This is a genomic window from Mycobacterium neumannii, assembly GCF_048452905.1.
Taxonomy (GTDB): Bacteria; Actinomycetota; Actinomycetes; order Mycobacteriales; family Mycobacteriaceae; genus Mycobacterium; species Mycobacterium neumannii_B.
Genome location: NZ_JBCGVF010000001.1, coordinates 401,321 through 426,997, shown reverse-complemented (window position 1 = coordinate 426,997; position 25,677 = coordinate 401,321). Strand labels below are relative to the sequence as shown.

Here is a 25,677-nt window from a genome sequence, read left to right as displayed (position 1 = left end):
CGAACGTGAGCTTGTGCTCGAGATCAGCGTGATTCCTCGGTAACTGCTTCACGTTCGGCGTCTTGCTCAGCGTCGCCGTCGGCGGGGTCTGTGTCGGTCTGTTCGGGGCGGGCCCCGGCGGAGCCGAGCAGGTTCAGCGGCCGTGCCAATTGTGTCGGGGCCACACGGCCACGGAGTTCGACGATCTCGCCGACGTCCCAGCACAGCGCTTCGGCGTCCAGAGCCCCGCTGACCGCGATCGCCGAGGCCAGGACATGGCCCTCCTCCAGCTTGGCCAGCTCGGTCAGCCGCGCCGCTTCGTTGACCGGATCACCGATCACGGTGTATTCGAAGCGGGCCTGGGCGCCGATGTGCCCGGCGATCGCGCGGCCTGCCGACACCCCGATACCGAACTCCGTCTGGCCCAGCACCTCGATCAGCTCGTCGTGCAGTTCGCGGGAGGCCGCGAGCGCGCCGCCGCACGCATCTGGATGCTCGATCGGCGCGCCGAAGATGGCCAGCGCCGCATCGCCCTGGAATTTGTTGACGAATCCGCCGTGCCGGTTGACGGTGTCGACGACCACGCGGAAGAAGTCGTTGAGCAGGTTGACGACGTCGGCGGCGGGGATGGTCGACGCCAGCTGTGTCGATCCGACCAGGTCGACGAACAGCACCGCGACGTCGCGTTCCTGACCACCCAGTTCGGTGCCGCGCTCCAGTGCGCGCCGGGCCACGTCCTCGCCGACGTAGCGGCCGAACAGGTCGCGCAAGCGCTGCCGTTCGGCGAGGTCGCGAACCATGTCGTTGAAGCCCGCCTGCAGCAGGCCCAGCTCGCTGGCGTCGTAGATCTGCATGTGGGCGTTGTAGTTACCGCGCTGCACCTCGCCGAGCGCCCAGCGCAACTGGCGCAGCGGGTCGGCGATCGACATCGCCACCAACACGGTGCCTGCCAGGCCGACCACCAGTGCGGAGATCGACAGGATCAGGATCGGGGTGGTCAGCCGGTCGGCGGGAGCGGTGAGAATCTCGAACTTGCTGGCCACCACCGCCAGCACGATCGCGATGATCGGGACCGCCGTGGACAGCACCCACGTCATCACCTGACGCGCGATCACGCCGGGCGCGCGGAAGTTCTCCGGTACACCGCCGCGCAGGGCCGCCACCGCGACCGGCCGCAGCACCCGTTCGGACTGCAGGTAGCCGATGATGGCGGTCGCGGTGGCGCCCAGCCCCGTGGCGACGGCGACCACCGGCGCCGACTTACTGGCCACCGGCCAACTCGCGACGATGAACACCACCGAGCCCAGGAACCAGTTCGCGACGTTGATCACCGACCGGTAGAACGGCATCTTCAGCGCGCGGGTGCGCGCCACCTCGGTGTCGGCAGGATCACGGTCGCCGAGCAGCATGTCGCGGCGCTGCCAGCGCATGACCGGGATCAGCAGCCGCAGGCTCCAATACGCGGCGACGGTGAAGGACACGAACAGGAAGCCGAGGAAGACCGCCAGGTTGAAGGCGGGCAGGTCCTGCAGCTGGATGCGGTCCTCGGGCGGCAGGCCGAATCTCAGAAAGCTCAGGACCAGCAGGGCGCCGATGATGTCGGCCTGAACCATGCCCAGCGTGAACACCGGCCACGGGGTGCGCGCGGCCCACCGGACGAATGCGCTGATCCGCCCGATCGGTCGTTCTTCCATGGCCACGCGTCAACCGTATCGGGCCTCGGCGACGGGTACGGGTGCTGTGAGACGGACGTGTCGGTTCGCAGCACTACTGTTATCTCCGATGGGCGGTGTCTTCTCGCGTCTCGTGGGTCAACAGGCTGTTGAGGCCGAGTTGGTGGCCGCAGCACGCGCCGCACGCGGTGAGGCGGCTCACAGCGGGGCGGTGGTCGGAACCATGACACACGCGTGGCTGATCACGGGCCCTCCCGGCTCGGGCCGGTCGGTGGCCGCGTTGTGCTTCGCCGCGGCGCTGCAGTGCACCTCCGACGGTGTTCCCGGGTGCGGCGAATGCCGGGCTTGCACGACGACGATGGCCGGCACCCACGCCGACGTGCGTCGGATCATTCCCGAGGGGCTGTCGATCGGTGTCGACGACATGCGCGCGATCGTGCAGATCGCCTCGCGGCGGCCTGGCACGGGGCGTTGGCAGATCGTATTGATCGAGGATGCTGACCGGCTGACCGAGGGCGCGGCGAACGCTCTGCTCAAGGTGGTCGAGGAGCCGCCGCCGTCGACGGTGTTCCTGCTGTGCGCGCCGTCGGTGGACCCCGAGGACATCGCGATCACGCTGCGCTCGCGCTGCAGGCACGTGGCGCTGGTCACCCCGACCGTGGACGCGATCGCGGGCGTGCTGATGGACAGCGACGGGCTTCCGGAGGCCGAGGCGCGGTGGGCGGCTTCGGTCAGCGGCGGCCATGTCGGGCGGGCCCGTCGGCTGGCCACCGACGAGTCGGCGCGGGAGCGCCGGAAGCGGGCGTTGGGTCTGGCGCGCGACGCGGCGACGCCGTCACGCGCCTACGCCGCGGCCGAGGAGTTGGTGAAGACGGCCGAGGACGAGGCGCTGGCGCTGACGGTGGACCGCAACGAGGCCGAGACCGAGGAACTGCGCACCGCGCTCGGCGCCGGTGGCACCGGAAAGGGGACGGCCGGTTCGCTGCGTGGAGCGGCCGGTGCCCTGAGTGCCCTTGAGCGACGGCAGAAGTCGCGCAAGACGCGCGCCTCCCGTGATTCTCTGGACCGCGCGCTGATCGATCTGGCGACGTACTTCCGCGACGCGCTGCTGGTGGCCTCGGACGCCGGCGACGTTGCACACAACCACCCCGATATGGCGGAGGAGATCGCCAGGCTGGCCGCGCATGCACCGCCGGACAAACTGCTGCGCTGCATCGAAGCCGTGCTGGAGTGCCGCGAGGCGTTGGCCGTCAACGTCAAGCCGAAGTTCGCGGTCGACGCGATGGTGGCGACGGTCGGACGGGCGCTGCGCGACTGAGTTGGGTCGGCGGCGGGCCCTGCCGTAGACTCGTCCCGCCTGCCGGTGTCTTCAGCTCTTCGCGCAAGCGCTCATCGCAGGCACGCCACCTTAGCTCAGTCGGCAGAGCGGCTCACTCGTAATGAGCAGGTCAGGAGTTCGATTCTCCTAGGTGGCTCCAGTTCGGTCCTCGGGTCAGGAAGTCAGAGACCAACGGCACGACCTCGTCGAGGTGCGTTTCCAGCAGCCAGTGCCCGCCCCCGAGCAGGTGCAGGGGCGCGTCGGGCAGGTCGCGGTGGTAAGCCCGCGCCGACTCCTCGGGCATGTAGCCGTCATATGGCCCCCAGACGATCAGCGTCGGCGGCCGATGCGTGCGCAGGTATGCCTGCTCCTCAGCGAACCAGTCGAGTGTCGACGGTTGGTCCTCGAGCAGGTGGATGAGGTTGGCCAGCCGGTCCGGGGTGTTCATCAGCGACCAGTGCAGTGTCCACAGGTCGGGGCTGATGCGGTCGGCCACCTCGGCCGGAAGTTCGCCGCGGAACTCGCTTTCGAAGCCGGCGAGGGTCACGTGTTCGGCGATGCGCCGACGGGCAGCGGGTCCAGGGTTGTTCCAAAGCTCGCGCAGGAAGTCGTACTTCGGCCCGAACGCATCGGCGTAGATGTCGCCGTTCTGGATGACGAGACCCGCGACGCGCTCGGGTTCGGCCAGGGCAAGACGGAAACCGAACTGGGAGCCGTAGTCGTGCAGCCAGATGACGTAGCGCCGGAAGGCGAGTGCATCGACGAAAGACCTCAGGAAGGCCGCGTAGGCATCGAAGGTGTAGCCGAAGCCGTCGGGTGAAGGTGTTGAGCTGTAACCGAAACCGGGCAGATCAGGGGCGACCAGACGCCAGCGCTCACCCAGTGCGGCCATCAGATTGCGGTAGACGTAAGACGAAGCCGGATAGCCGTGCGGCAAAAGGACGACCGGGGCGTCGGGCGGTCCGGCTTGGCGGTAGAAGGTGTCGACGTCATCGACGGTGACGCGGTGGTGGGTGACCGGCGCGATGCTCACGTGGGCTGCAACACTTCCTTGGCGATTCTCATTGCCGAGTTGGCAGCCGGGAAACCGGTGTAGCCGGTGCAGTGGTAGACGACCTCGGCGATCTCGTCATCGGTGAGGCCGTTGGTGCGCGCAATCTGAACATGAATGCGCAATTCGTCTTCGGCGCGCAGTGCGATCAGGATACCCAGCGTCAGTAGGCTGCGGTCGCGACGGCTCAGGCCGTCTCGGGTCCACAGTCGCCCGAACACGTTGTCCATGGCCAGTCCGAGCAGCTCGCCGCCGAAGGAGTCGTCGGGCAGTTCGATGTCTCCGTCGGGAAGGACGCCGGGAAGCAGTTCGCGGAAGACCTGGAGGCCTTGGTCACGGATGTCGGTCATCCCGACAGCCTGGCACGCCGAACGCTATTTCGGTGCCACGAATCCGACGGGTCCCGACGCGATGCACACCGACAACGCGGCGGTGTTCGCACGGACGTCGATCGCGTCGCCCGCACCGCGTAGCCGGACGAACACCTGGTTCAGGCCCGGTCGCACCGGCACCTTGACCTCGTAACCCTCCGACAGCGACATCGTCATCGAGCCGTCGCTGTTGGCCAGGTAGTTGATCTCGGCCGTCCAGTCCGAAGGCAGCAGCGGGCCGTCCAGCGGCATGCGGACCGGAGCTTCCGGCTGCACCAGGTATCCGCAGCCCGGGTGCGGTCCTGGCGCGATGGCGCGCACCCAGGTGACCTTCGCGTCGACCACGCGACCGGTGTGATCGAGCATTCGTAATTCGTCTGTGGCCGCGGAGAATTCGGGACGTTCGCGCACAAGCGCAAACATGTGGCTGGCCCGGTTCTCGGGTCCGACGACCCGTTGCAGGACCATCGGGTCGACCTCCTGGTCGAGCATCGGTGCGTCCGACGTCCGGCTCGCGTCGGCCAGGCCCGACAACGCGTTGCGCAGATAGTCCTGTGCCGGATTGTCGCGCCACACCGTCAGGAACGTCGCCGTCGAGTACACGCTGCTGGCCACGAACAACGCTGTGAGCGAACAGATCACAGCTGTTCGGGACCGCGACGCGTCCAGCCACCGGGACCCCTCTCGGTTCGGGGCGCACAGCCCGACCGCCGCCAACAGCGCCAGCACGATGACGAGGTCGGGCAGGTAGCGCAGCGTCTGCGCCAATTCCAGGGCGGTGAACTGCGATGACCGCATGAGGTAGATCGGGATCTGGCAGGCTATCGCATATCCGGCGGCCACCGACCACACCGCGGCGATCCGCCGCTTGCGCAGCAGCGTCACCGCCACCACGGCGGCCAAGGTCACCCAGCCCAACACGATCACCGACGCGGGCGGGGTCGCCCACGGCGAGGCCGGCGCCCACCGTTGCCAGTCCCACGGGCCGCCGACCAACCCCGGCACGATCCCGTGCGTTACCGACCGCGCAAGCAGGTCCCACGTCATCGCCAGGTCGAAACTCCACCGCTTCTGGTCGACGACGACCAGGTACACGCCGACCCATCCCGCCGTGACCGCCAGCGACGGCACCCACAGGCGGACTCCCCTATGCCACACCGCCTTCACCGGTTCGGTGCCGGTCACGTAGCACAGGAGAGCGGTCACCGCGAACGCGACGAACGGAATCACCGCCGCCTTCTCGAAGAACAGCAGACCACCGATGTAGACCAAAAGAGCCGTCACCGCGTAGCGCTTATCACCCGTGCGCACCAAAAGGATCGCGTCACCGCAGACCCACGCCATCGCCGCCAGCATCGGCAACGAGTTCAGTGCCGCCGCCCACCAGGCGAATCCGGGCACCGCAAGCGGGGTGAACAACGCGAATATCAACGGCAGCAACAGGACTGGACGCCACCCGAGGATGATGTGCAACGTCCGCAGCAGCGCCAGCGACACCAGCAACTGCAATACGAGCAGGCTGATCGCCGGGCCGATCCAGTTCAGCGGCGCCAACAAGGTGATGCCACCGGCGACGAGGAACGCGGCAGGCATGACGTGACCGTCGTGGTCGTCGAACAGGTATGCCGGCGAGAGCAGCGGTTGGGTACCCGCGCGGCCGATCAGAATCAGGTCGTCCCAGTAGAAGTAACCGCCGAACGCCAGCATCGCCCGGATCGCCAACTGCACGACGATCAGGACGATGGCGGTGCGCGCGACCCAGTTGCCCAGCGCGTAGTTACCGCGGATAGGCATCCCCTGCTTGTCGGCGAGCGATCCACGCCGAGCGCACCATCTCCTCCAGCGAATGCCGCATCCGCCAGTCGAGGTCGCGCGCGGCCAAGTCACCCGACGCGACGATGCGGGCCGGGTCACCGGGTCGGCGCGGACCGACCACCGGCTCGAAATCGAATCCGGTCACATCGCGGATCGTGGTCATGATCTCTCGCACTGAGGTGCCGCTGCCGCTGCCGAGGTTGTAGACGGGCTCGATTGCTTCACCGGCTTCCAGCCGCCTCGCAGCGGCGACATGCGCCAGCGCGAGGTCCGACACGTGCACGTAGTCCCGCACGCAGGTGCCGTCGGCAGTGGGGTAGTCGGCGCCGTTGATCCGCGGTGTCTCGTCGCGGCACAACATGTCGAACACCAGCGGGAAAAGGTTGTGCGGGCTGACGTCGAACAGATCCGCCGACCCCGATCCCACCACATTGAAGTAGCGCAGGCTGGTGTGCCGCAACCCGGACGAGCGGGCGGCGTCGCGAATCATCCACTCTCCCACCAATTTACTGACGCCGTACGGGGATTCCGGCGAAGTGGGCGTCTGCTCTGTGACGGTGTCGACGTCCGGGGTGCCGTACGTGGCGGCGCTGGAGGAGAACACCATCTTGTCGGTGCCTGCGGCCTCCATCGCCTTGAGAAGCGTGACCATCGCCGAGACGTTCTGCTCGTAGGTGTGAAGTGGGCGTTGCACCGAGACACCGGCGTACTTGAACCCTGCGATGTGGATGACGCCGCTGACGCGGTGCTCGTCGAGCGTGCGTGCGACGAGTTCACCGTCGAGCAGGGTGCCGCGCACGAACGGAACCGTCGGCGGGACGAATCGCCGGAGGCCGGTCGACAGATCGTCGATTACCACCACCGGCATGTCGGCGTCCGACAGGGCGCGCACCACATGGGAACCGATGTATCCGGCGCCACCGGTCACCAGCCAAGTCATTCGCTCTTCCTCACAACGGGGCCAGCATACGGATGGGCGACCTGTGCTCCGAACCGGTGTTCATGTCGCACGCCGGCGGGACAGCGCGAACAGGTGCACGGCGATACCCACCACCGGCCCGCACACCAACGCGACCACCGTACGCGTCTGCAGATCGAGCGGTAATAGCAGCAACAGCGTCGACGCGACGGTCGCCGAAACCCAGCCCAGCGAGTACGCACGGTGCAGCGCCGCCGCCACTGCCGCGGCGCCGGTGAGCGTTAGTAGCGAAACGGCGATCGCACCGCCCGTCAACCAGGCCAGCAGCGCCCCGTCGGCGCGGTATTCGGCACCGAATGCGCTGCGTAACAACCACGGTCCGGCCGCCCAAGCCACCAACACACCGAGCAGGCCCACACCGGCGACGATCACCGTGGGAGCAACGAGAGCGCGCAACCGGTGCGTGCGCTGGTCGACGAAGTGGGCCACGAGGTTGCCCTGCATCGCCGTGAGCGGAACGAGGAGTGGGGCTCGGGTCAGCGTGACGGCCAGGATCACGATGCCGCCGACCGCGCCGAGGTCGTCGGAGGTCGCCTGCAACAGCACCGGAAACCCCATGACCAGGATCGCGCTCGCGCCCGCCGCGGTGATCGAATGCGATGCGCCCCGTAGGAAGTCCGCGGTGCTGACAGGGGTCGACAGACCCGCGGAACGCCGGGTGGTGGGCGAGACGATCAGCATGATCAGCCACGCCACCGAACCGGCCACGGTGGCCCACAGATAGCCGCCCAAACCCCAGCCGACAAGGAATGTCGCGACGGCCACGAGTAGCCGCAGGCTTGCGTCGGTCACCATCTGCGATCCGTACGCCGTCCACCTGTCCAGTCCGGCCGAAATGCCGAGAAGCGTGGAGTGCAAGCAGAACCCGGCAAGTCCGACGGACAGCAGCGTCACCGAAAGCCATCGGGATTCGACGAACACGTACTCGGACCACAGCGGAGAACTGAGAGCGATCGCAGCGGCCGACACGACGCCCACGAGAGCGCCCACCCACATCGGACGGCTGCGCGGGCCCTCGGTGACCTCGACGTGGACTGCGGACCGCACCTCCCTGGTGGCCTCCTGTAGCAGCCCGCCCGTCGCCCCCGAGACCAGGCCGAACGCCCCCCAGAACACCGCGAACAACGAGAACCCGGCGGGTTCGAGGTCACGGGCGGCCAGGTAGAGCACCGCATACCCGCACAGCGCGATCGCGGCGGTGGCCACACCGACCCGGCCGACGCTGCCGCGCGCGGCGGGACCGGTCGGTGCCGCGCTGCTCGCGGTGACCGGATCGAAGGGCGCGCCCGCGTCGGTCACGGTGTGTCCAGCTCGGGTAACTGCGGGGAGTACAGCCAGGCATCCCACAGCGGGCGCAGCGACTCGTCGGCGTAATGCGATGCCAGCCCGGTGAAGTCGTCGGTCACCACCGTGCTGTGCCGGTAGCGCGCGGTCCAGTCCCGCAGCAGCGCGAAGAAGTTGTCGTCGCCCAGGTGCCGCCGCAGCACGTGCAACGTCATCGCACCGCGCTTGTACACCCGGTCGTCGAACATGTCGCGCGCGCCGGGGTCGGCCAGAATGAGGTCGCGCGGCGAGTCGGCGAGCCGCTGATAGTAGTGCCGCGCCCACTCGTCGGCGCTGCGGCCGCCGGAGTTCTCCGACCACAGCCACTCGGCGTAACAGGCGAACCCCTCGTGCAGCCAGATGTGACGCCACCGCTTGGCGGTCACCGAGTTGCCGAACCACTGGTGTGCCAGTTCGTGCGCGATCAACCGCTCAGCCCGACCCTTGCCGTCGCAGTGGTTGGCGCCGAAGATCGAAATTCCCTGCGCCTCAAGCGGGATCTCGAGGTCGTCGTCGGTGACCACGACGGTGTAGCCCTCGTTGAGCGGATAGTCGCCGAACAACGTGACGAACAGTTTCATCATCTGCGGTTGCGCGGCGAAGTCGTGTTCGAAGTTGTCCCGCAGCCGGTCCGGAAGCGCCGCGTGGATCGGGACCCCGTTGTTGGCCAGCCGCCGGCGTTCGTACATCCCGATCTGCAGCGTGACCAGATAGGTCGAGGTGGGCTCGGGCAAGTCGTATGTCCACGTGGTCATCCCGGCCCGTGCGCGTCGGGACACCAACTCGCCGTTCGCGATCACCCGGTATGGGCTCTCGGCGGCGATCTGCAGACGGAAGCTGGCCTTTGCGCTCGGGTGGTCGTCGCAGGGAAACCACGACTGCGCACCGTTCGGTTGGCCGGCGACCAGGGCGCCGTCGCTGAGTTCTTCGAAACCGACATCACCCCACAGTGAGCGGATCGGCCTGGGGGCGCCGCCGTAGCGCACGACGATCGTCATCGCCGCGCCCGGAGCCAGCACATCGCGCAAGGCGATGTGTAGCTTGCCCGAAGAGGTGCGGAACTGTTGGGGCCGTGCGCCGTTGACGATCACCTTCGTCACCGACAGCGTGTCGGCGAGGTCGAGGGTGAAGGTGCGGAGCGAAGCGAGAGTCACCGCGGTGATCGTCGCCGTGCCCGTGAGCCGGTTGATGGCGACCTTGTATTCGATGTCGAGTTCGTAGCGTGACACCCGGTAACCGAAGTTGCCGCTGGTGGGCAGGTACGGGTCGATGACCGGTGTCGACTTCTTCTTGCCTCTCGTCACGCGGCGGTTTCTTCGGTCGATGGTGCCGACGTGCCCGCGCGCTTCTTGCGCGGCGCCTGCCACGGCGAGATCGGGTTGCCCTGCCAGCGGGTCGACGCGGGTACCTCATCGCCGCGCACGACCAGTGAGGCCGGGCCGACGGTCGCGCCGGCGCCGATGCGTGCGGCGGGCAGCGCGACGCTGTGCGCACCCAGTGTCGAACCCTGCTCCAGCACAACGGTGTCCATTCGCATGATCCTGTCGTGGAACAGATGCGTCTGCGCCACGCAGCCACGGTTGACGGTGGCACCCTGCTCGAGGGTCACCAGGTCGGCCTCGGGTAGCCAGTACGTCTCGCACCAGACGCCGCGCCCGATCCCGGCGCCCAGCGCCCGCAACCACAGGTTCATCACCGGTGTGCCGCTCGCCGCACGGGCGAACCACGGGGCGGCGACGGTCTCGACGAAGCTGTCGTAGACCTCGTTGCGCCAGACGAACGGAGACCAGAGCGGGTGTTCACCGGCCTCGATGCGACCGACCACAAGCCATTTCGCGATCACCGCGGCTGCTCCGGCAACGCCTCCGGCGACCAACAGCACCGCGCCGGCACTCAACGCGGCCCACCCCCAGCCGGCTTCCACGGCCAACCATTGCAGGGTGAGCAGCACCGCCACCCCGATCGCGTACGTGACGATCAGCGGGACGATCCGGCACGTCTCGACCAGACCCCGCAGGAGCTTCAGCCGCCCTGAGGGGTGGAAGGTGCGCAGCGCGTCCGCCGCGGTCGGCCTGCGGCGCAACCGGACCGGCGGACTGCCCAGCCACGAGGAACCGGCCTTGGCCTTGTGCGGGGTCGCCGACAGCACGGCCACCAAGCCGTCGTCGGGTACCTTGCGACCCGGTTGAGTGATGCCGGAGTTGCCGAGGAATGCCCTCTTGCCGATCGTCGCCTTCGCGACATGGATCCAGCCGCCACCCAACTCGTAGGACGCCACCATGGTGTCGTCGGCGAGGAAGGCGCCGTCCTCGACGACGGTGAACTTGGGTGTGAACAGTGCGGTCGAAATCTCGGTTCCGCGACCGACTTTGGCGCCGAGTGCACGCAGCCACGACGGGGTGAGCAGGCTCGCGTAGATCGGGAACAGGTAGGTGCGCGCTGCATCCATCAGCCGTTCGGTGGTCCAGATCTGCCACCCCGTGCGGCTGCGCACCGGGTGATAGCCCTCGTGCAGCCCCAGCGAGAGCAGCCGCACCCCGGCCACCGTCAGCACCGCGTATATGAATGCGGCGGCCAGTGTCGCGGCCGGAGTCCACAGCGCCGCGGGCACGATCGCGTCCGCCACCGAATCCGTCTCGCGCACACCGTATCCGGTCACCGCCAGCCCGGCCGCGATCGCGAGCAACGGCAGTCCTCCGAGCACAATCGAGGAGACGCCGTAGACCGCCACCCACACAGGCGCGCGCGGTGGACGGTGTTCGGGCCAGGGATGACGGGCCTTGCCGGACTTCACCGCGGGCGAACCCTTCCAGTACTGACCGTTCTTCACCTTGCCGACGACGCCGGAACCGGGGGCCACATCGGCGTTCTTGCCGACGACGGCACCGGGCAGCAGCGTCGTGCGTGCGCCGATCGTCGCGTCGTTGCCGACGGTGATCGGCCCGACGTGGAAGAGGTCGCCGTCGACCCAGTGGCCGGACAGGTCGACTTCGGGTTCGACCGAGCTTCGGTGCCCGAGCTTGAGCATGCCCGTCACCGGCGGTGTGGAGTGCAGATCAACACCCTTGCCGACTTTGTTGCCGAGCGCGCGGGCGTAGTACACCAACCATGGTGCACCCGCGAGGTTTTCGGCGCCGCTGGCCTCGGCCAGCCGTTCGGCGAGCCATACCCGCAGGTGCTCCGGCCCGCCTCGCCGGTAGGTGCCCGGCGCTAGCCCGTCGAGGAGAAGGCGCGCGCACAGCGCCGCGATGCCCATCCGGCCCAGCGGGGTGACGAACAGGACGAAGCCCGCGCCGACCCACCACCAGTTCAGCGGTGCGGTCCAGGGAACGAACCCGGCCAGGACATTGTTGGCCAACGCCAGCCACACCACCCACTGCAGTCCGGTCAGCGTGGCCAGCGGTAGCGACAACGCCACCTGCACGGCCTGCGTCAAGTGTGACGTCGGCTTCACCGTGCGCGGATGCACCTGCGGCGATGGATCGAGCTCGTCGAGGAAACCCGCGAGCGACCCGAGCCGCGGGTGGTCGTACAGGTCGGCCACCGTGACCTGCGGGTGGCGCCGACGCAGGGCGGCGACCAGTTGCGCCGCTGACAGCGAGCCGCCGCCGAGCGCGAAGAAGTCGGCCTCGGGACCGTCCACCGGCGCGGCCAGCACGTCGCGCCACAGACCGGCGAGCCAGCCCGTCGTCCCCGTCAGCCCCGCGCCCTCGTCGTCGCCGGCGTCGACGGGCCACGGCAGCGCGTCACGGTCGACCTTGCCCGAGGTGCGGGTCGGGAGTTCGTCGACCAGGACCAGCCGGGGGACCAGCGCCGCGGGCAACGTCTCAGCCAGCGACACCCGCGCCTTGGCCAGGTCGAACGTGGGATCCGCGCTGGCGATGTAGCCGACCAGCAGCGGCGTGCCACCGGCCGTGCTGCGGACGGCCGTCGCGCCGCCGCTCACCCCGGGCAGGTTGACGAGCGCGGTGTCGACCTCGCCGAGCTCGATGCGCCTCCCGCCGACCTTGACCTGGTCGTCGGCGCGGCCCATGAAATAGAGCCCGTCGGGTTCCAGCCGAACGAGGTCCCCGCTGCGGTACGCGCGCTTCCACCCGAGCGTCGGCATCGCCGCGTACTTCTCCGCGTCTTTGTCCGGGTCGAGGTAGCGCGCCAGCCCGACGCCGCCGATGACCAGCTCGCCGACGGCGCCGTGCGGCACCGGCTGACCTTCGGAGTCGACCACAGCCAGGTCCCACCCGAGCAGCGGCAGGCCGATGGTGACCGGGCCACCTCCCGACAAGCGGCCGGCGCACGCCACCACGGTCGCCTCCGTCGGCCCGTAGGTGTTCCACACCTCCCGACCCTCGACGGCGAGCCGCTCGGCCAACTCGGGTGGGCAGGCTTCGCCGCCGAAGATCAGCAGCCGCACCGCCTCGAGCGCCTCGGCGGGCCACAACGCGGCCAGCGTCGGCACCGTCGAAACCACCGTGATGTCGCGCGCCACCAGCCACGGCCCGAGGTCCATACCGCTGCGCACCATCGACCGCGGCGCGGGCACCAGGCAGGCGCCGTGGCGCCACGCCAGCCACATCTCTTCGCACGATGCGTCGAAGGCCACCGACAAACCGGCCAGCACCCGGTCGCCGGGGCCGATCGGATTGTCCTGAACGAACAACCGCGCCTCCGCGTCGACGAACGCGGCCGCGCTGCGGTGGGTGACCGCGACACCCTTCGGTGTGCCGGTGGAGCCGGACGTGAAAATGATCCACGCATCGTCGCGGCCCAGAGGCGCCGCTGCCCGCCAGCCCCGCGAAGACCCCGGCCAACGCGACAGGCCTGCTTCGGTGATGACGGCCACCACGTTGGCCTCGGTGAACACCAGCTCCGCCCGTTCTTCGGGGTCGTCCGCGTCCACGGGTACATAGGCGGCGCCGGTGGCCAACACGGCGAGGATCGCAACGTAGAGCGCGTAGCTCCCCGACGGCATCCGGACACCGATCCGGTCGCCGCGGCCGATGCCCCGCGCGGCCAGCCAAGCGACGCTGTCCTCGATGTCGGCGATCAGTTCGGCATACGTGAGCTGGACGTCGCCGTCGTCGATCGCGGGCGCCTCCGGGTAGCGCTTGGCGGTCTCATAGAGGATGTCGATGAGCGTGCGCGGCTCGGTAGCGAGCGGGGACAACAGATATTGAGGTGGGATCTCCTGCGGCAACTCCCCAGTCACGGCTACAAAGCTACTCAGCCCACCGCCGGTGGCGGCCGAGCCGCACGCGGCGTCGCGATCACGATTGCGACACTGGCCGCCGAGTACCGGAAAGGGCCGCGGCGGGGGTTTGATTTCCCCCGCTACCGGTCATTCGCCAGTACCTGGCAGAATCGCCTGCGGAGGGGAGTATTCCTTCGCCGCGGTGTCGTCATCACGTCGGCCGTCATCGGACGACCGGTGCTGCGGGCCGACACGTTTGATCGTGGCGGTGGAAGAGACCTCCGGCGTTTGACGACCGGAGGATCAGTGAACGTTTCCACTCTCGAATGGGTCATCACGCTCAGCGTGACGATCGCCATTCTGCTGTTCGACGTCATCGTGATCGGCCGCCGGCCGCACGAACCGTCGAAGCGGGAGACCGGGACCGCGCTGACGATCTACGTCAGCCTGGCGATCGCTTTCGGGATCTGGACCTGGTTCTTCCACGGCAGCCAGTACGGCGTCGAGTTCTTCGCGGGCTGGCTGACCGAGTACAGCTTGTCGGTGGACAACCTGTTCGTCTTCCTGATCATCATGGCCAGCTTCAATGTGCCCAGGAAGTACCAGCAGCAGGCGCTCCTCGTCGGCATCATCCTGGCGCTGATCTTCCGCGGCATCTTCATCGCGCTCGGCGCCGTGGCCATCAACCAGTTCTCGTGGGTCTTCTACATCTTCGCCGCGTTCCTCATCTACACGGCGATCAACCTCGCCCGCGACACCGACCACGAGGACGACGGCGACAACATCGTGGTCAGATTCGCCCGCAACCACCTGAGCATGACTGACAAGTGGGACGGCCTGAAGCTGTGGGTGAAGGAGAACGGCAAGCGGTTGATGACGCCGATGTTCCTCGTCATCGTGGCGCTCGGCACCACGGACCTGATCTTCGCGCTCGACTCGATCCCCGCCATCTACGGACTCACCCAGGAGCCGTACCTGGTCTTCACGGCCAACGTGTTCGCGTTGATGGGCCTGCGTCAGCTGTACTTCCTGCTGGGCGACCTGCTCAAACGGCTGGTGTACCTGTCGCAGGGCCTGGCGTTCATCCTGGGCTTCATCGGCGTCAAGCTGCTGCTGCACGCGCTGCACGAGAACGAGGTGCCGTTCATCAACGGCGGTGAGCATGTCCCGGTGCCGGAGATCCCAACCCTGCTGTCGCTGGGCGTGATCATCGTGACGTTGTTCATCACCACCGCGGCGAGCCTCTACAAGACCCGGGTGCACGATGTGAAGAACGCGGCCAACGACAGCTCCAAATTGGATTCGCTCTGAGCGCAAGGCTCGGCCCGCCGCGGACCGTCTTCTAGCCTTGCCGGGTGCGCCTCTTCGTGACCGATACCTCGGACAGCTGGGATGAACTGACCGACGGTGGCCAACCGCCCGTCCGCATCGCGGCCAAGGACCTGCAACATGCGCGGCGGGTCCGCGCGCGGGTGCGGGCCGACGGCGATGTCGCGGTGATCCTCGACGTCACGGTCGCGGTCGCGGCCGACTTCCGGTCCGTGCGCGACGTTTTGGGACCGGCCGACGGAGTGCTCTACGCCGGCACCGTCGACGGTCTCACCGGGCTGATCGCCGACATCGAATCGGCCGACGTCGCCGACGGCGTCACACTGGTGCCCCTGTCGCCGCGTGAGGACGTGCACGCGCTGGGCCGCGCGGTGCTGCGAAACCTCGAACTACGCGGTCAGGCGCGGGCGTCGTAGGTCGGTGCTCAGCGGCTCAGTGGAGGCGCGTCACCAGTTGTCGTAGCCGCCTTCGGGCCCCAGCATGCGTTCCAGCCGGGTGCGGTTGATGCGGGCCAACTCGTTGCGGACGATCTTGCGCTCGGTCTCGATGTCGTTGTGCATCCGGTCGGTCATCGCTGCAAGCACCCGCCCCGCGTCGAAACCGTTGACGAACATCACGAACCCGAAGCCGAAGTGCTCGAGGTATCGCTTGGACGCCTGACTCAGCCGTTCCATCAGCTCGGGTTGGTCGCACCAGATCGCGCACTGCTCAGCGGCCGACTTCTCGCTGCCCGGTCGCCGCCCGACGTCCGGGTAGGCCTGCAGGATGGTGTCGATGGAGTCCTCGCCGAGGCTGAACAGCAGCGCATCGGCTTCCCGGAACAGCGAGTCGTGGTCGGCGTACGGGCGCCCGCGCGCCAGATCGGCGGCCAGCGGCACGCTGTAGCAGCATTCGTACACGGCGTGCACGGCCCTGCGCATCGGCATGGCGTTGAACGCTTCGAGGCCGATCCCCTGATGCATCAACACGACAGCAATGATCGACCGCGGGGAGAACGTCCCGGTTACGCCGTGTTACGGCGAGGAAAAATCAGCGCGCCCGTAAATCGGGCTCAGTGGTCCTTCTGGAACCGCTCGACCGACGCCTGGACCTCGGCCTCGGCCTCGGCGCGACCGACCCAGTCGGCGGCCTTCACATACTTGCCCGGTTCGAGATCCTTGTAGTGCACGAAGAAGTGCTTGATCGCCTCGAGCTCATAGGAAGGCACGTCGCCGAGGTCCTGGATGTGTTCCCAGCGCGGGTCGTCGGCAGGCACGCACAGGACCTTGTCGTCGCCGCCGGCCTCGTCGGTCATCCGGAACATCGCCACCGGCCGCACATCGACGATGCAGCCGGGGAACACGGATTCGGGCAGCAGCACCAGCGCGTCCAGCGGGTCGCCGTCCTCACCGAGGGTGTCCTCGAAGAATCCGTAATCGGTCGGGTAAGCCATCGACGTGTACAGGTAGCGGTCCAGCTTCACCCGGCCGCTCTCGTGGTCCACCTCGTACTTGTTGCGGGAACCCTTGGGGATCTCAATCACTACCTCGAACTGCACGGCCGCGGCTCCTTGCCCTGTGCTCTGGTCTGGGGTCGTCCGGTGATAACGCGGGTCAACCTTAATGGAGGGATACGCTGCTTGTACGGGGGCGGTCAGGTTGAGCAGGAGGGTTATGCGGCCCAGTCAGTGGCGGCGATCCACGCACGTGGCGGTTTCGGTGGCGGTGTTGCTGCTGGTTGCCGTGGTCGTGGCGGTGGCCGCGATGCTCACCACAGGTCGGTCAACCGAAGCCTCGGCGGGAAAGCCGACGCCGCCGGCCGCGACCGCGAACCCCGGCGTGGTGCCGGTCGCCGACTCGGCGCCCAAGCCTGTCCCGGACCGGCTGGCCGCCAAGCTCGCGCCCGTGCTGGCCGACCCGAACCTCGGCGACCTCACCGGCCGTGTCACCGATGCGATGACCGACACGGTGCTGTGGGAGCAGCGCGCCGACGTGCCGATGCAACCCGCTTCGACGAACAAGTCGCTCACCGCGGCCGCTGCGCTGCTGACGCTGGACCGTGACGCCCGGCTCACGACGCGGGTCTTCAGCGGTTCCAGGCCCGGAGCGGTGGTGCTCAAGGGTGGCGGCGACCCGACGCTGTCGGCCGCGCCACCCGGCGAGGACCCCTGGTACCGAGACGCCGCGCGCATCAGCGACCTGGCCGAACAGGTCCGGGGCAGCGGCATCGAGGTGACGTCGGTGCAGGTGGACACCAGCGCCTACAGCGGACCGACCATAGCGCCGGGGTGGGACCCGCTCGACATCGACGGCGGAGACATCGCGCCGATGGAGTCGGTCATGCTCGACGGCGGCCGCACCCAACCGGTGAGCGTCGACTCCGCGCGGTCCCACACACCCGCGCTGGATGCCGGCCGTGCACTCGCGGCCTGGCTGAACATCGACCCGGCAAAGGTCAGCGTGCAGCCCGGCAGCGCGAGCGGCGGCAAGGAACTCGGCGCAGTCCAGTCGCCGCCGCTGATGTCGCGTCTGCGCGACATGATGAATGCCTCGGACAACGTGATGGCCGAGGCGATGGGCCGCGAGGTCGCCGCGGCGCAGAACCGTCCGCAGAGCTTCGACGGCGCGGCGCGTGCGGTCCTCGGCGTCCTCAGCGATGCGGGCATCGACACCACCGGCGCGAGGATCTTCGACTCCAGCGGCCTGTCCGTCGACGACCGGCTCACCGCCGAGACGCTCGACGAGGTGGCGCAGGCGGCGGCCGGAGACGACCACCCCAAGCTGCGGCCGCTGGTCGACCTGCTACCCATCGCCGGGGGCAGCGGCACACTGTCGAACCGCTATCTGGACACCCCGATCGTCAAGCCTGCCGCCGGTTTCCTGCGCGCCAAGACCGGCTCGCTGACCGGAACCAACTCCCTGTCGGGCATCGTCACAGACTCGAGCGGACGGGTGCTCACGTTCGCGCTGATCTCCAACAACGCAGGCCCGACCGGACGCATCGCGCTCGACAACGTGGCCGCCACACTGCGAGCGTGCGGGTGCAGCGCGTGAGCCCCTCGACCAAATCCTCGCTGTCGGTCGGTCGCGCCGTCGACTGGGACTTCGCCGCCACCGTCGGGGAGAAGCTCGCCCGGCCCGGCCCGGCGTCGACCGACTACACGCGCAGGCAGGTCATCGAGCAGTTGGCCGAGGCGTCGCGCTCCGCCGAACTGCCGGTGCGCGAGGTCACCGGCATGACCGAAGGCGGTGAGATCCCCGAGGCCCGAATCGTGGACCGTCCGCAGTGGATTCGCGCGGCCACCCGGTCCATGCGCGTGATGACCGGCGGATCGGACAAGCCGGCAGGTGCCATCAGCGGGCGCATCACGGGTGCGCAGACCGGAGCGGTGCTGGCGTTCATCTCCTCGGGCATCCTCGGCCAGTACGACCCGTTCGGCCCCGGCGGCGGCGAACTGCTGCTGATCTACCCGAACGTGATCGCCGTTGAGCGCCAATTGCAGGTGCAGCCCTATGACTTCCGGCTGTGGGTCTGCCTGCACGAGGTCACCCACCGGGTACAGTTCCGCGCCAACCCGTGGCTTGCCGAACACATGTCCGGTGCACTCGCCGTCCTCACAGAAGAAAGCTCCGAGGACATCACCGAGATGGTCTCCCGGCTCGCCTCGTTCGTGCGCAGCCGCCGCGACGAGACGAACGGCGCTGTGGCAGACGTCAATTCGAATGGGATGATCGGGCTGTTGCGGGCGGTGCAGTCCGAACCTCAGCGTGAGGCCCTCGACAAACTGCTCGTGCTCGGCACGCTGCTGGAAGGCCACGCGGACCACGTGATGGACGCCGTCGGTCCCGCTGTGGTGCCGTCGGTCACCATGATCCGCAAACGGTTCGACGAGCGACGTCAGCGCAAACAGTCGCCGCTGCAGCGGGTGGTGCGGATGCTTCTCGGCATCGACGCCAAGCTCAGCCAGTACACCCGCGGCAAGGCGTTCGTCGACCACGTGGTGTCCGCTGTCGGCATGGACCGGTTCAACGCCGTGTGGACAGGTCCCGAAACGCTGCCCCTGCCAACCGAAATCGACGAGCCTCGACGATGGATCGACAGGGTGCTGTAGCCGGTCTTCGGGCGGCGGTCGAGGCGTTCGACCGCGACTTCGGCGTCGGCGACCGCTGGTGCGTCGCACTGTCCGGAGGCCCCGACTCGCTGGCGTTGACCGCGGTCGCGGCTGGCCTCAAACCGACGACCGCCCTGATCGTCGACCATCAGTTGCAGCCGGACTCCGCCGCCGTCGCGGAGAAGGCGCGGGAACAAGCCGTGTCTGTGGGATGCGTTGCAGCGCAGGTGATCACGGTCGACATCGGCACGGTGGGTGGCCCCGAGGCGGCCGCGCGCACCGCGCGGTACCGCGCGTTGGACGCGACGAGGGACGGAATGCCCGTGCTGCTGGGACACACGCTGGACGACCAGGCCGAGACGGTGCTGCTGGGTTTGGGCCGCGGCTCCGGACCTCGGTCGATCGCGGGCATGCGGCCGTGGGATCCGCCGTGGGGCCGGCCGCTGCTCGGCGTGCGGCGGACGGCGACGGAGGCCGCCTGCGACGAGCTCGGCCTGTCGACGTGGCAGGACCCGCACAACGCGGACCGCAGGTTCACCAGGGTTCGCTTGCGTGAGGAGGTGCTGCCGCTGCTCGAGGACGTTCTCGGCGGTGGGGTCGCCGAGGCGCTGGCCCGCACCGCAGGCGCGTTGCGCGCCGACACCGACACCCTCGACGAACTGGCCGCCCGCGCGCTGACCGGGCTGCGACGCGACGATGCGCTCGACGGCGCCGAGCTTGCCCTTCTCCCAGAATCACTGCGACGCAGGGTGATTCGCCGATGGTTGCTTGACGGTGGTGCCGCCGGGCTGACCGACAAGCAGATCCGCGCCGTCGACGCCCTCGTCACGGCATGGCGCGGCCAGGGCGGGGTCGCGGTCGGATCCCCCCTGCGCGAGCGACGGCTGATCGCGGGCCGCCGGGACGGCATGCTGACCCTGCACACGGAGCCGGTGCGAACCATGAAAAACTGTGCCCGTGCCTGAGCGATCCGCCGATTTGTATACCGGTGACATCAAGTCGGTGCTGCTGTCGTCCGACGAGATCCAGGCGAAGATCGCCGAGCTCGGCGCCCTGATCGGCGAGGAGTACCGCGACACCGTCGCCGAGAATGGCCAAGATCTCCTGCTGGTGACCGTGCTCAAGGGCGCGGTCTTCTTCGTCACGGACCTGGCGCGCGCGATCCCGCTGCCGACGCAGCTGGAGTTCATGGCGGTCAGCTCCTACGGTTCGTCGACGTCGTCGTCAGGTGTGGTGCGCATCCTCAAAGACCTCGATCGCGACATCAACGGCCGCGACGTACTCATCGTCGAGGACATCGTCGACTCCGGGCTGACCTTGTCGTGGTTGCTGCGCAACCTCGCGACCCGCCACCCCCGCTCGCTGCGGGTGTGCGCGCTGCTGCGCAAGCCAGACGCGGTGCGCGCCGACGTCGAGATCGCGCATGTCGGATTCGACATACCCAACGAGTTCGTCGTCGGCTACGGCCTGGACTATGCCGAGCGTTACCGCGACCTCGACTACATCGGCACGCTGGACCCGAAGGTGTACGAGCAGCACTGAACGGCGCAAGATGAGGGGCATGCGCGAAACAGCCCTTCGCATCTGCCCCCTCTGCGAGGCCACCTGCGGCCTGGTTCTCACCATCGACGACGGTCGCGTCACCGGCGCCCGCGGCGACCGCGACGACGTATTCAGTCACGGCTTCATCTGCCCGAAGGGCGCCAGCTTCGGCGAACTCGACAACGATCCCGACCGGTTGGCCAGGCCGATGGTCCGCCGCGACGGTGTGCTGACCGAGACGACCTGGGACGAGGCGTTCGCCGCGGCCGCGAAGGGGCTCGGCGGTGTCATAGCCCAGCACGGCGGTGCGGCCGTCGGCGTCTACCTCGGCAACCCGAACGCCCACACCATCGCCGGCGGGTTCTACACCCCGCTGGTCGTGAAGGCGCTGGGCACCCGACAGGTGTACTCGGCGAGCACCCTCGACCAGATGCCCAAGCACGTCGCGCTGGGCCTGATGTTCGGCAGCCCCGTCGCGTTCACCGTGCCCGACCTCGACCGCACCGACTACCTCGTGGTCATCGGCGCGAACCCCCTTGTCTCCAACGGCAGCCTTGCGACCGCCGCCGACTTTCCCGGCAAGCTGCGCGCGCTGCGCAGACGCGGCGGCCGCCTCGTGGTCATCGACCCCGCCCGCACCCGTACCGCCGAACTCGCCGACCGCCACCTGGCTCCGCGGCCAGGCACCGACGCGGCGCTGCTCCTTGGCATCGTCCACGTGCTGTTCGACGAGGACCTCGCCGACCTGAAGAACCTCGAAGGCCACGTCGACGGTGTCGACCTGGTGCGTGCGCTCGCCGCCGACTTCTCACCGGACACGGTCGAGGCGTACTGCGGGGTGCCCGCGGGCGACATCCGCACGCTCGCACGCGAACTCGCGGCGGCGCCGTCGGCCGCCGTGTACGGCCGGATCGGCACGTCCACGGTGGAATTCGGCACCTTGGGCAGCTGGCTCGTCGACGTCGTGAACATCCTGACCGGCAACCTGGACCGCCCCGGCGGCGCGATGTTTCCGCAATCGCCGATCGCACCCGCGGCGCGGCCGCCGAAGCGAGGTCGCGGCTTTTCCACCGGGCGTTGGCACAGCCGCGTATCGGGTTATCCCGAAGTGCTGTCGGAGTTTCCGGCCGCGGCGTTGGCCGAGGAGATCGACACCCCCGGCGACGGGCAGATCAAGGCCATGATCACGATCGCGGGCAACCCGGTGCTGTCGGCGCCCGACGGCGATCGACTCGACAAGGCGCTCGCAAGCGTCGAGTTCATGCTGAGCATCGACCCGTACCTCAACGAGACCACCCGGCACGCCGACGTCATCCTGCCGCCGCCTCCGCCGTCGCGCACCGCGCACTTCGACGTCGCGCTCAACGGTCTGGCGGTGCGCAACAACGCGCGGTACTCACCGCCCGCGCTCCCGCTGACCGACCGACCGGATGAAGCCGAGATCCTCGCGCGCATCGCCCTGATCCTCTACGGCCTGGGCCCCGGCGCCGATCCGATGCTGGTCGACGATCAGGTGATCGCCGCGACGCTGGCCAAGGAGACCGCCGACCCCGACTCGCCGGTCGGCGGGCGATCCGTCGACGAGATGACCGCAATGTTGCCGACGGCTCCCGGTTACGAGCGGCGCCTCGACATGATGCTGCGCCTGGGCGCCTACGGAGACGCGTTCGGCGCCAACCCCGACGGCCTCACGCTGGCCAAGCTCAAGGCCGCACCGCACGGCATCGACCTCGGTCCGCTGCGTCCACGCCTGGCCGAGGTGCTGCGAACGCCGTCCGGGCGGATCGAACTCGCACCGCCAGAGTTGACCGCCGACGTTGCGCGGCTGCGCGATGCGCTCGGTGTGCGCGCCGACGGGTTCGTGCTCATCGGGCGACGGCACCTGCGTTCCAACAACAGCTGGATGCACAACCTGCCCGCGCTTTCGGGCGGGTCCAACCAGTGCACGCTGCGGATCCACCCCGACGACGCGGCCGAGCTCGGCCTGACCGACACCGCCGTCGTCAAGGGGCCGGGAGGTGAGCTGCTGGCCCCGGTCGAGATCACGTCCGAGATGCGGCGGGGTGTGGTGTCGTTACCGCACGGCTGGGGCCACGACCGCGACGGCACGGGTCAACGGGTCGCGGCCGGTGCGCCGGGCGTGAACGTCAACCAGCTCAACGACGGCAACCATCTGGATCCGCTGTCGGGCACCGCGGTGCTCAACGGGATCCCGGTAGACATCGCACCCGCCGGCTGAGCCGGCAAATCAACTAGAGCCGGCTAGGTCAGCTCGTAGACCACGGTGACGTTGAAGCCGACGGCCTGCTGGCCCGGCTCGAACGGCACCGTCGCCATTTCCGCGGCCTGGCCGCGCGGACCCGGATACGGCGTCGGGGGCGATGAGGAAGGCACCTCGGATATTGAGAGGACCTTGCCGAGGTCCAAGTCGGCCAGCAGCGCGTACTGCTCGGCGCGGCTCTTGGCGTCGTTGAACGCCCGGGCGCGCGCTTCGCGCACCAGTTGTGAGTCGTCCTCGATGGCGAGGGTGACGTTGTTGATCCTCGTCGCGTTGCCCCCCCTGCTCGCGATGATCCCGAACACCTGTGGCGCCGTGTTGAGCGCGCGGACCTTGACGTCGATGGTGTTCGTCGCCCGATAGCCGTTGACGGTCGTGTTGTCGCCGCCGGCGTACTGCGGCTGCACGCTCACCTCGGAGGTGTTGATGTCCTTGCGGTCGATGCCCGAGTCGACCAGCGCGTCGATGACACCACGCTGCAGTTGGCTGGTCTGGTTCAGCGCGCCGGCGGCGTCGGCGGCGACGACCTCCATCCCCGCGTTGATCGTCAGCGTGTCGGGCGTGCCGAGCACCTCACCGGTGCCGACGACCGTCACCTGGCGTTGTGTGCTGTCGCCGTCGTTGGTGAGGACGGGGGCGGCCGTCGCGTCACAGCCCGAGAGCAGGGCGATCAACCCGGCCGCTGCGGCCGCGAGGATTCGGGTGGGCGTCTTCGCCCGAGCAGCGATTGGCATGGCTGGCACCATACCGTCAGGGGGTCACCATGATCTTGCAGTGCGCGTCGGGGTCGGCGAGTTCGTCGAACGCGGCGCCGACGCCTTCGAGTCCCACCTCGCCGGTGATCAGCGGCGAGACGTCGATGAGCCCGTCGGCGATGGCGCGCAACGTCTCCGCGAACTCGCTGTGGTCGTAGGAGTTGACGAACTGGACGTTGATCTCCTTGGCGATGCCGAACAGCGGTGTGACGGTATCGGGCTGCATGCACACCCCGGCCACCACCAGGCGGCTGCCCAACGGAGCCCTGCGCATCACGTCATCGATGATCCCGGGGACGCCGACGGCCTCGAAGATCACCGCGGGTGTCGCGCTGTCGAACGGAGAACCCTGCGCGGGGTCGAGCGTCACGTGCGCGCCCATCGTCGCGGCGAGTTCCCGCCGGCGCACCGAGAAATCCGCCGCCGCAATGTGTTCGACGCCCTTGAGTCGCAGCGCGGCGATGATCGCTATACCGATCGGACCGCAGCCGAGCACCAGCGCGGCCTCGTCGGGGGCGATGGCGGATTTGTTGACGGCGTGTAACCCAACGGCCATCGGTTCGGTCAGCGCGGCGTGCCGAGGATCGACACCGTCGGGCACGCTCAGCAGTAACGGCACCGACAACAGCATCCTCTCGGCGAATCCGCCGAGTACGGTGTTGCTGGACATGATCGGCTCGAAGCCCTTGGGGGACAACAACACCGGTAGCGACGTGACAAGAGTTCCCGGAGCGGGCGCGTCGGTGCCGGGCCCGGCCTCGACGATCTCAGCGCTGAACTCGTGGCCCATGAACACGTCGCTGCCGAGGTCGACGGGCAGGCCTCCTTGCACCGGCATCCCGGTGATCTCGCGGGTCAGCCGCACCATCTGGTCGCCATGCTTGGCGAAGTGCAGATCGGAGCCGCAGATTCCGCAGGCGCTGACGGCGACCAGGACCTGACCCTCTTGGGGAACCGGTTCGGGCACGTCGTCGCGGACCACCATCTGTCCGTCTCGCAGTACGGCAGCGCGCATTCACCAATCCAATCGGTTCAAGAACTCCAGCAACGCGGCGTTGACCGCGGCGGGCCGCTCCTGCGGCAGCCAGTGTCCGCCGTCGATCATCACCTCGCGATATTCGCCTGCGACGAGCTCACGGGCGCGGTGGCGCGGGGTGTAGGCCATCGTGGGGTCCTCCGTGCCGCCGATGAACAACGCGGGCACATCGATCGTTGCGGCCGGTGTGCTCTCGGTGAGTTCCCAGTTGCGGTCGAAGCAGCGGTACCAGTTGAGTGCGGGACTGAACCCCGTGCGGGTGAACTCTTCGACGTAGTAGTCGAGTTCCTCCTGGCTGATCCATTCGGGTAGGTCGCCGGGTTCGGGTATCCGGGCCAGGAACCCGTCCGGTCCCGGCGCGGTCATCCGCTGATCGATGAGCCCGTCTCTGGAAGCGGTGGCCGAGCCGAGTAGCTTGCGGATGGTGATGGCGGGTTCGCGGTTCAACTCGGCGTCGGCCGGGCCCGGCTCCTGGTAGTAGAGGATGTAGAAGAACTTGTCGCCGAAGATGCGGCGGAACGCCTGCGTCGTCGGCACCCGCGAGCGCGGTACCGGCGCCGCACATATGCCCACCACGCCGGCGAAGCGATCCGGATGCAGCAGCGGTGCGCCCCACGCCACGGCGCCGCCGAAGTCGTGCCCGACGATGACGGCACGGTCGGCGTCGACGTCATCGAGCAGACCGACGATGTCGGCGCTCAACTCCACGATGTCGTACGCCTCGATCGCATCAGGCTTGGACGACTGCCCGTAGCCGCGCTGATCGGGAGCCAGCACGTGATAGCCGGCCTTGGCCAGGGCGGGCAGCTGATGGCGCCACGAGAATGCGAGTTCGGGAAAACCGTGGGCCAGCACTACCAGCGGGGCGCCTTGTTCGCCGGCCTCGAGCACCCGCAGGCGGACGCCGTTGGTTTCGATGAACCGCTCGGTCGAGGTCACCATGATCACCA

Annotated in this window: 21 protein-coding genes and 1 tRNA gene; 9 read left to right on the top strand and 13 right to left on the bottom strand. The window is 68.4% G+C overall.

Going from position 1 to position 25,677, the window contains the following annotated elements:
- Positions 1-23: 23 nt before the first annotated feature.
- Positions 24-1,673 (bottom strand): adenylate/guanylate cyclase domain-containing protein, encoded by a 1,650-nt coding sequence (locus AAHH99_RS02015; RefSeq protein WP_418767571.1) that lies wholly within the window; start codon positions 1,671-1,673, stop codon positions 24-26.
- Positions 1,674-1,761: 88 nt separating this feature from the next.
- Between AAHH99_RS02015 and AAHH99_RS02010 the strand changes: the two genes are divergently transcribed.
- Positions 1,762-2,970, top strand: a complete 1,209-nt coding sequence (locus tag AAHH99_RS02010; RefSeq protein WP_418767171.1) for a DNA polymerase III subunit delta' — start codon at positions 1,762-1,764, stop codon at positions 2,968-2,970.
- A gap of 84 nt (positions 2,971-3,054) precedes the next feature.
- A tRNA-Thr gene (locus tag AAHH99_RS02005) sits at positions 3,055-3,130 on the top strand.
- Here the strand turns inward: AAHH99_RS02005 and AAHH99_RS02000 are convergent.
- Genes AAHH99_RS02000 through AAHH99_RS01970 form a run of 7 tightly spaced genes read right to left on the bottom strand, consistent with a single transcriptional unit; the run spans position 3,101 to position 13,715 of the window.
- The gene (locus tag AAHH99_RS02000) at positions 3,101-4,003 is read right to left on the bottom strand and encodes an alpha/beta fold hydrolase (protein WP_418767170.1); all 903 of its coding nucleotides are present in this window, start codon (positions 4,001-4,003) and stop codon (positions 3,101-3,103) included. The two genes, AAHH99_RS02005 and AAHH99_RS02000, sit on opposite strands and share 30 nt — an antisense overlap.
- The gene (locus tag AAHH99_RS01995) at positions 4,000-4,371 is read right to left on the bottom strand and encodes a carboxymuconolactone decarboxylase family protein (RefSeq protein WP_418767169.1); all 372 of its coding nucleotides are present in this window, start codon (positions 4,369-4,371) and stop codon (positions 4,000-4,002) included. The genes AAHH99_RS02000 and AAHH99_RS01995 overlap by 4 nt, the downstream gene beginning before the upstream one ends.
- 24 nt (positions 4,372-4,395) lie before the next feature.
- Positions 4,396-6,186, bottom strand: a complete 1,791-nt coding sequence (locus tag AAHH99_RS01990) for a hypothetical protein (RefSeq protein ID WP_418767168.1) — start codon at positions 6,184-6,186, stop codon at positions 4,396-4,398.
- Positions 6,170-7,147, bottom strand: coding sequence for a UDP-glucose 4-epimerase GalE (galE, locus tag AAHH99_RS01985; protein ID WP_418767167.1), 978 nt, complete (start codon positions 7,145-7,147; stop codon positions 6,170-6,172). Before galE ends, AAHH99_RS01990 begins: the two co-directional genes overlap by 17 nt.
- Positions 7,148-7,207: 60 nt before the next feature.
- The gene (locus tag AAHH99_RS01980; protein ID WP_418767166.1) at positions 7,208-8,485 is read right to left on the bottom strand and encodes a lipopolysaccharide biosynthesis protein; all 1,278 of its coding nucleotides are present in this window, start codon (positions 8,483-8,485) and stop codon (positions 7,208-7,210) included.
- On the bottom strand, positions 8,482-9,813 hold the full coding sequence (locus AAHH99_RS01975) for a M1 family metallopeptidase (RefSeq protein ID WP_418767165.1): 1,332 nt from the start codon (positions 9,811-9,813) through the stop codon (positions 8,482-8,484). Before AAHH99_RS01975 ends, AAHH99_RS01980 begins: the two co-directional genes overlap by 4 nt.
- Positions 9,810-13,715, bottom strand: coding sequence for a Pls/PosA family non-ribosomal peptide synthetase (locus AAHH99_RS01970; RefSeq protein ID WP_418767164.1), 3,906 nt, complete (start codon positions 13,713-13,715; stop codon positions 9,810-9,812). The genes AAHH99_RS01975 and AAHH99_RS01970 overlap by 4 nt, the downstream gene beginning before the upstream one ends.
- Positions 13,716-14,003: 288 nt before the next feature.
- Between AAHH99_RS01970 and AAHH99_RS01965 the strand changes: the two genes are divergently transcribed.
- On the top strand, positions 14,004-15,008 hold the full coding sequence (locus tag AAHH99_RS01965) for a TerC family protein (RefSeq protein WP_418767163.1): 1,005 nt from the start codon (positions 14,004-14,006) through the stop codon (positions 15,006-15,008).
- A gap of 44 nt (positions 15,009-15,052) precedes the next feature.
- Positions 15,053-15,442, top strand: coding sequence for a hypothetical protein (locus tag AAHH99_RS01960; protein ID WP_418767162.1), 390 nt, complete (start codon positions 15,053-15,055; stop codon positions 15,440-15,442).
- A gap of 30 nt (positions 15,443-15,472) precedes the next feature.
- On the opposite strand, the gene AAHH99_RS01955 is transcribed toward AAHH99_RS01960, so the two are convergent.
- The gene (locus AAHH99_RS01955; RefSeq protein WP_418767161.1) at positions 15,473-15,994 is read right to left on the bottom strand and encodes a 2-oxo-4-hydroxy-4-carboxy-5-ureidoimidazoline decarboxylase; all 522 of its coding nucleotides are present in this window, start codon (positions 15,992-15,994) and stop codon (positions 15,473-15,475) included.
- A gap of 83 nt (positions 15,995-16,077) precedes the next feature.
- Positions 16,078-16,563, bottom strand: a complete 486-nt coding sequence (locus tag AAHH99_RS01950) for an inorganic diphosphatase (protein WP_064399302.1) — start codon at positions 16,561-16,563, stop codon at positions 16,078-16,080.
- Between the two features lie 115 nt (positions 16,564-16,678).
- On the opposite strand from AAHH99_RS01950, the gene dacB reads away from it, so the two are divergent.
- From dacB to AAHH99_RS01925, 5 genes are read left to right on the top strand one after another with little or no spacing between them, the layout of a single operon-like run.
- A complete protein-coding gene (gene dacB / locus AAHH99_RS01945) occupies positions 16,679-18,058 on the top strand; it encodes a D-alanyl-D-alanine carboxypeptidase/D-alanyl-D-alanine-endopeptidase (protein ID WP_418767160.1) in 1,380 nt (459 codons plus the stop codon).
- Positions 18,055-19,116, top strand: a complete 1,062-nt coding sequence (locus AAHH99_RS01940) for a zinc-dependent metalloprotease (RefSeq protein ID WP_418767159.1) — start codon at positions 18,055-18,057, stop codon at positions 19,114-19,116. The genes dacB and AAHH99_RS01940 overlap by 4 nt, the downstream gene beginning before the upstream one ends.
- Positions 19,095-20,081, top strand: coding sequence for a tRNA lysidine(34) synthetase TilS (gene tilS, locus AAHH99_RS01935; protein ID WP_418767158.1), 987 nt, complete (start codon positions 19,095-19,097; stop codon positions 20,079-20,081). The genes AAHH99_RS01940 and tilS overlap by 22 nt, the downstream gene beginning before the upstream one ends.
- Positions 20,068-20,658: a hypoxanthine phosphoribosyltransferase gene (hpt, locus tag AAHH99_RS01930; protein ID WP_064425383.1), complete on the top strand. Its 591-nt coding sequence runs from the start codon at positions 20,068-20,070 to the stop codon at positions 20,656-20,658. The genes tilS and hpt overlap by 14 nt, the downstream gene beginning before the upstream one ends.
- Before the next feature lie 19 nt (positions 20,659-20,677).
- Entirely contained in the window at positions 20,678-22,897 is a 2,220-nt protein-coding gene (locus tag AAHH99_RS01925; protein ID WP_418767157.1) for a molybdopterin-dependent oxidoreductase, read from the top strand.
- Between the two features lie 23 nt (positions 22,898-22,920).
- Here AAHH99_RS01925 and AAHH99_RS01920 read toward each other — a convergent pair whose 3' ends face one another.
- Genes AAHH99_RS01920 through AAHH99_RS01910 form a run of 3 tightly spaced genes read right to left on the bottom strand, consistent with a single transcriptional unit; the run spans position 22,921 to position 25,669 of the window.
- Positions 22,921-23,670 carry an SIMPL domain-containing protein gene (locus AAHH99_RS01920; protein ID WP_418767156.1) on the bottom strand — a complete coding sequence of 250 codons (750 nt, stop codon included), beginning with the start codon at positions 23,668-23,670 and terminating at the stop codon, positions 22,921-22,923.
- Positions 23,671-23,686: 16 nt separating this feature from the next.
- Entirely contained in the window at positions 23,687-24,706 is a 1,020-nt protein-coding gene (locus AAHH99_RS01915; RefSeq protein WP_418767155.1) for a zinc-binding dehydrogenase, read from the bottom strand.
- Complete coding sequence (locus AAHH99_RS01910) at positions 24,707-25,669, bottom strand: alpha/beta fold hydrolase (RefSeq protein ID WP_418767154.1); 963 nt, start codon at positions 25,667-25,669, stop codon at positions 24,707-24,709.
- Between the last annotated feature and the right edge of the window lie 8 nt (positions 25,670-25,677).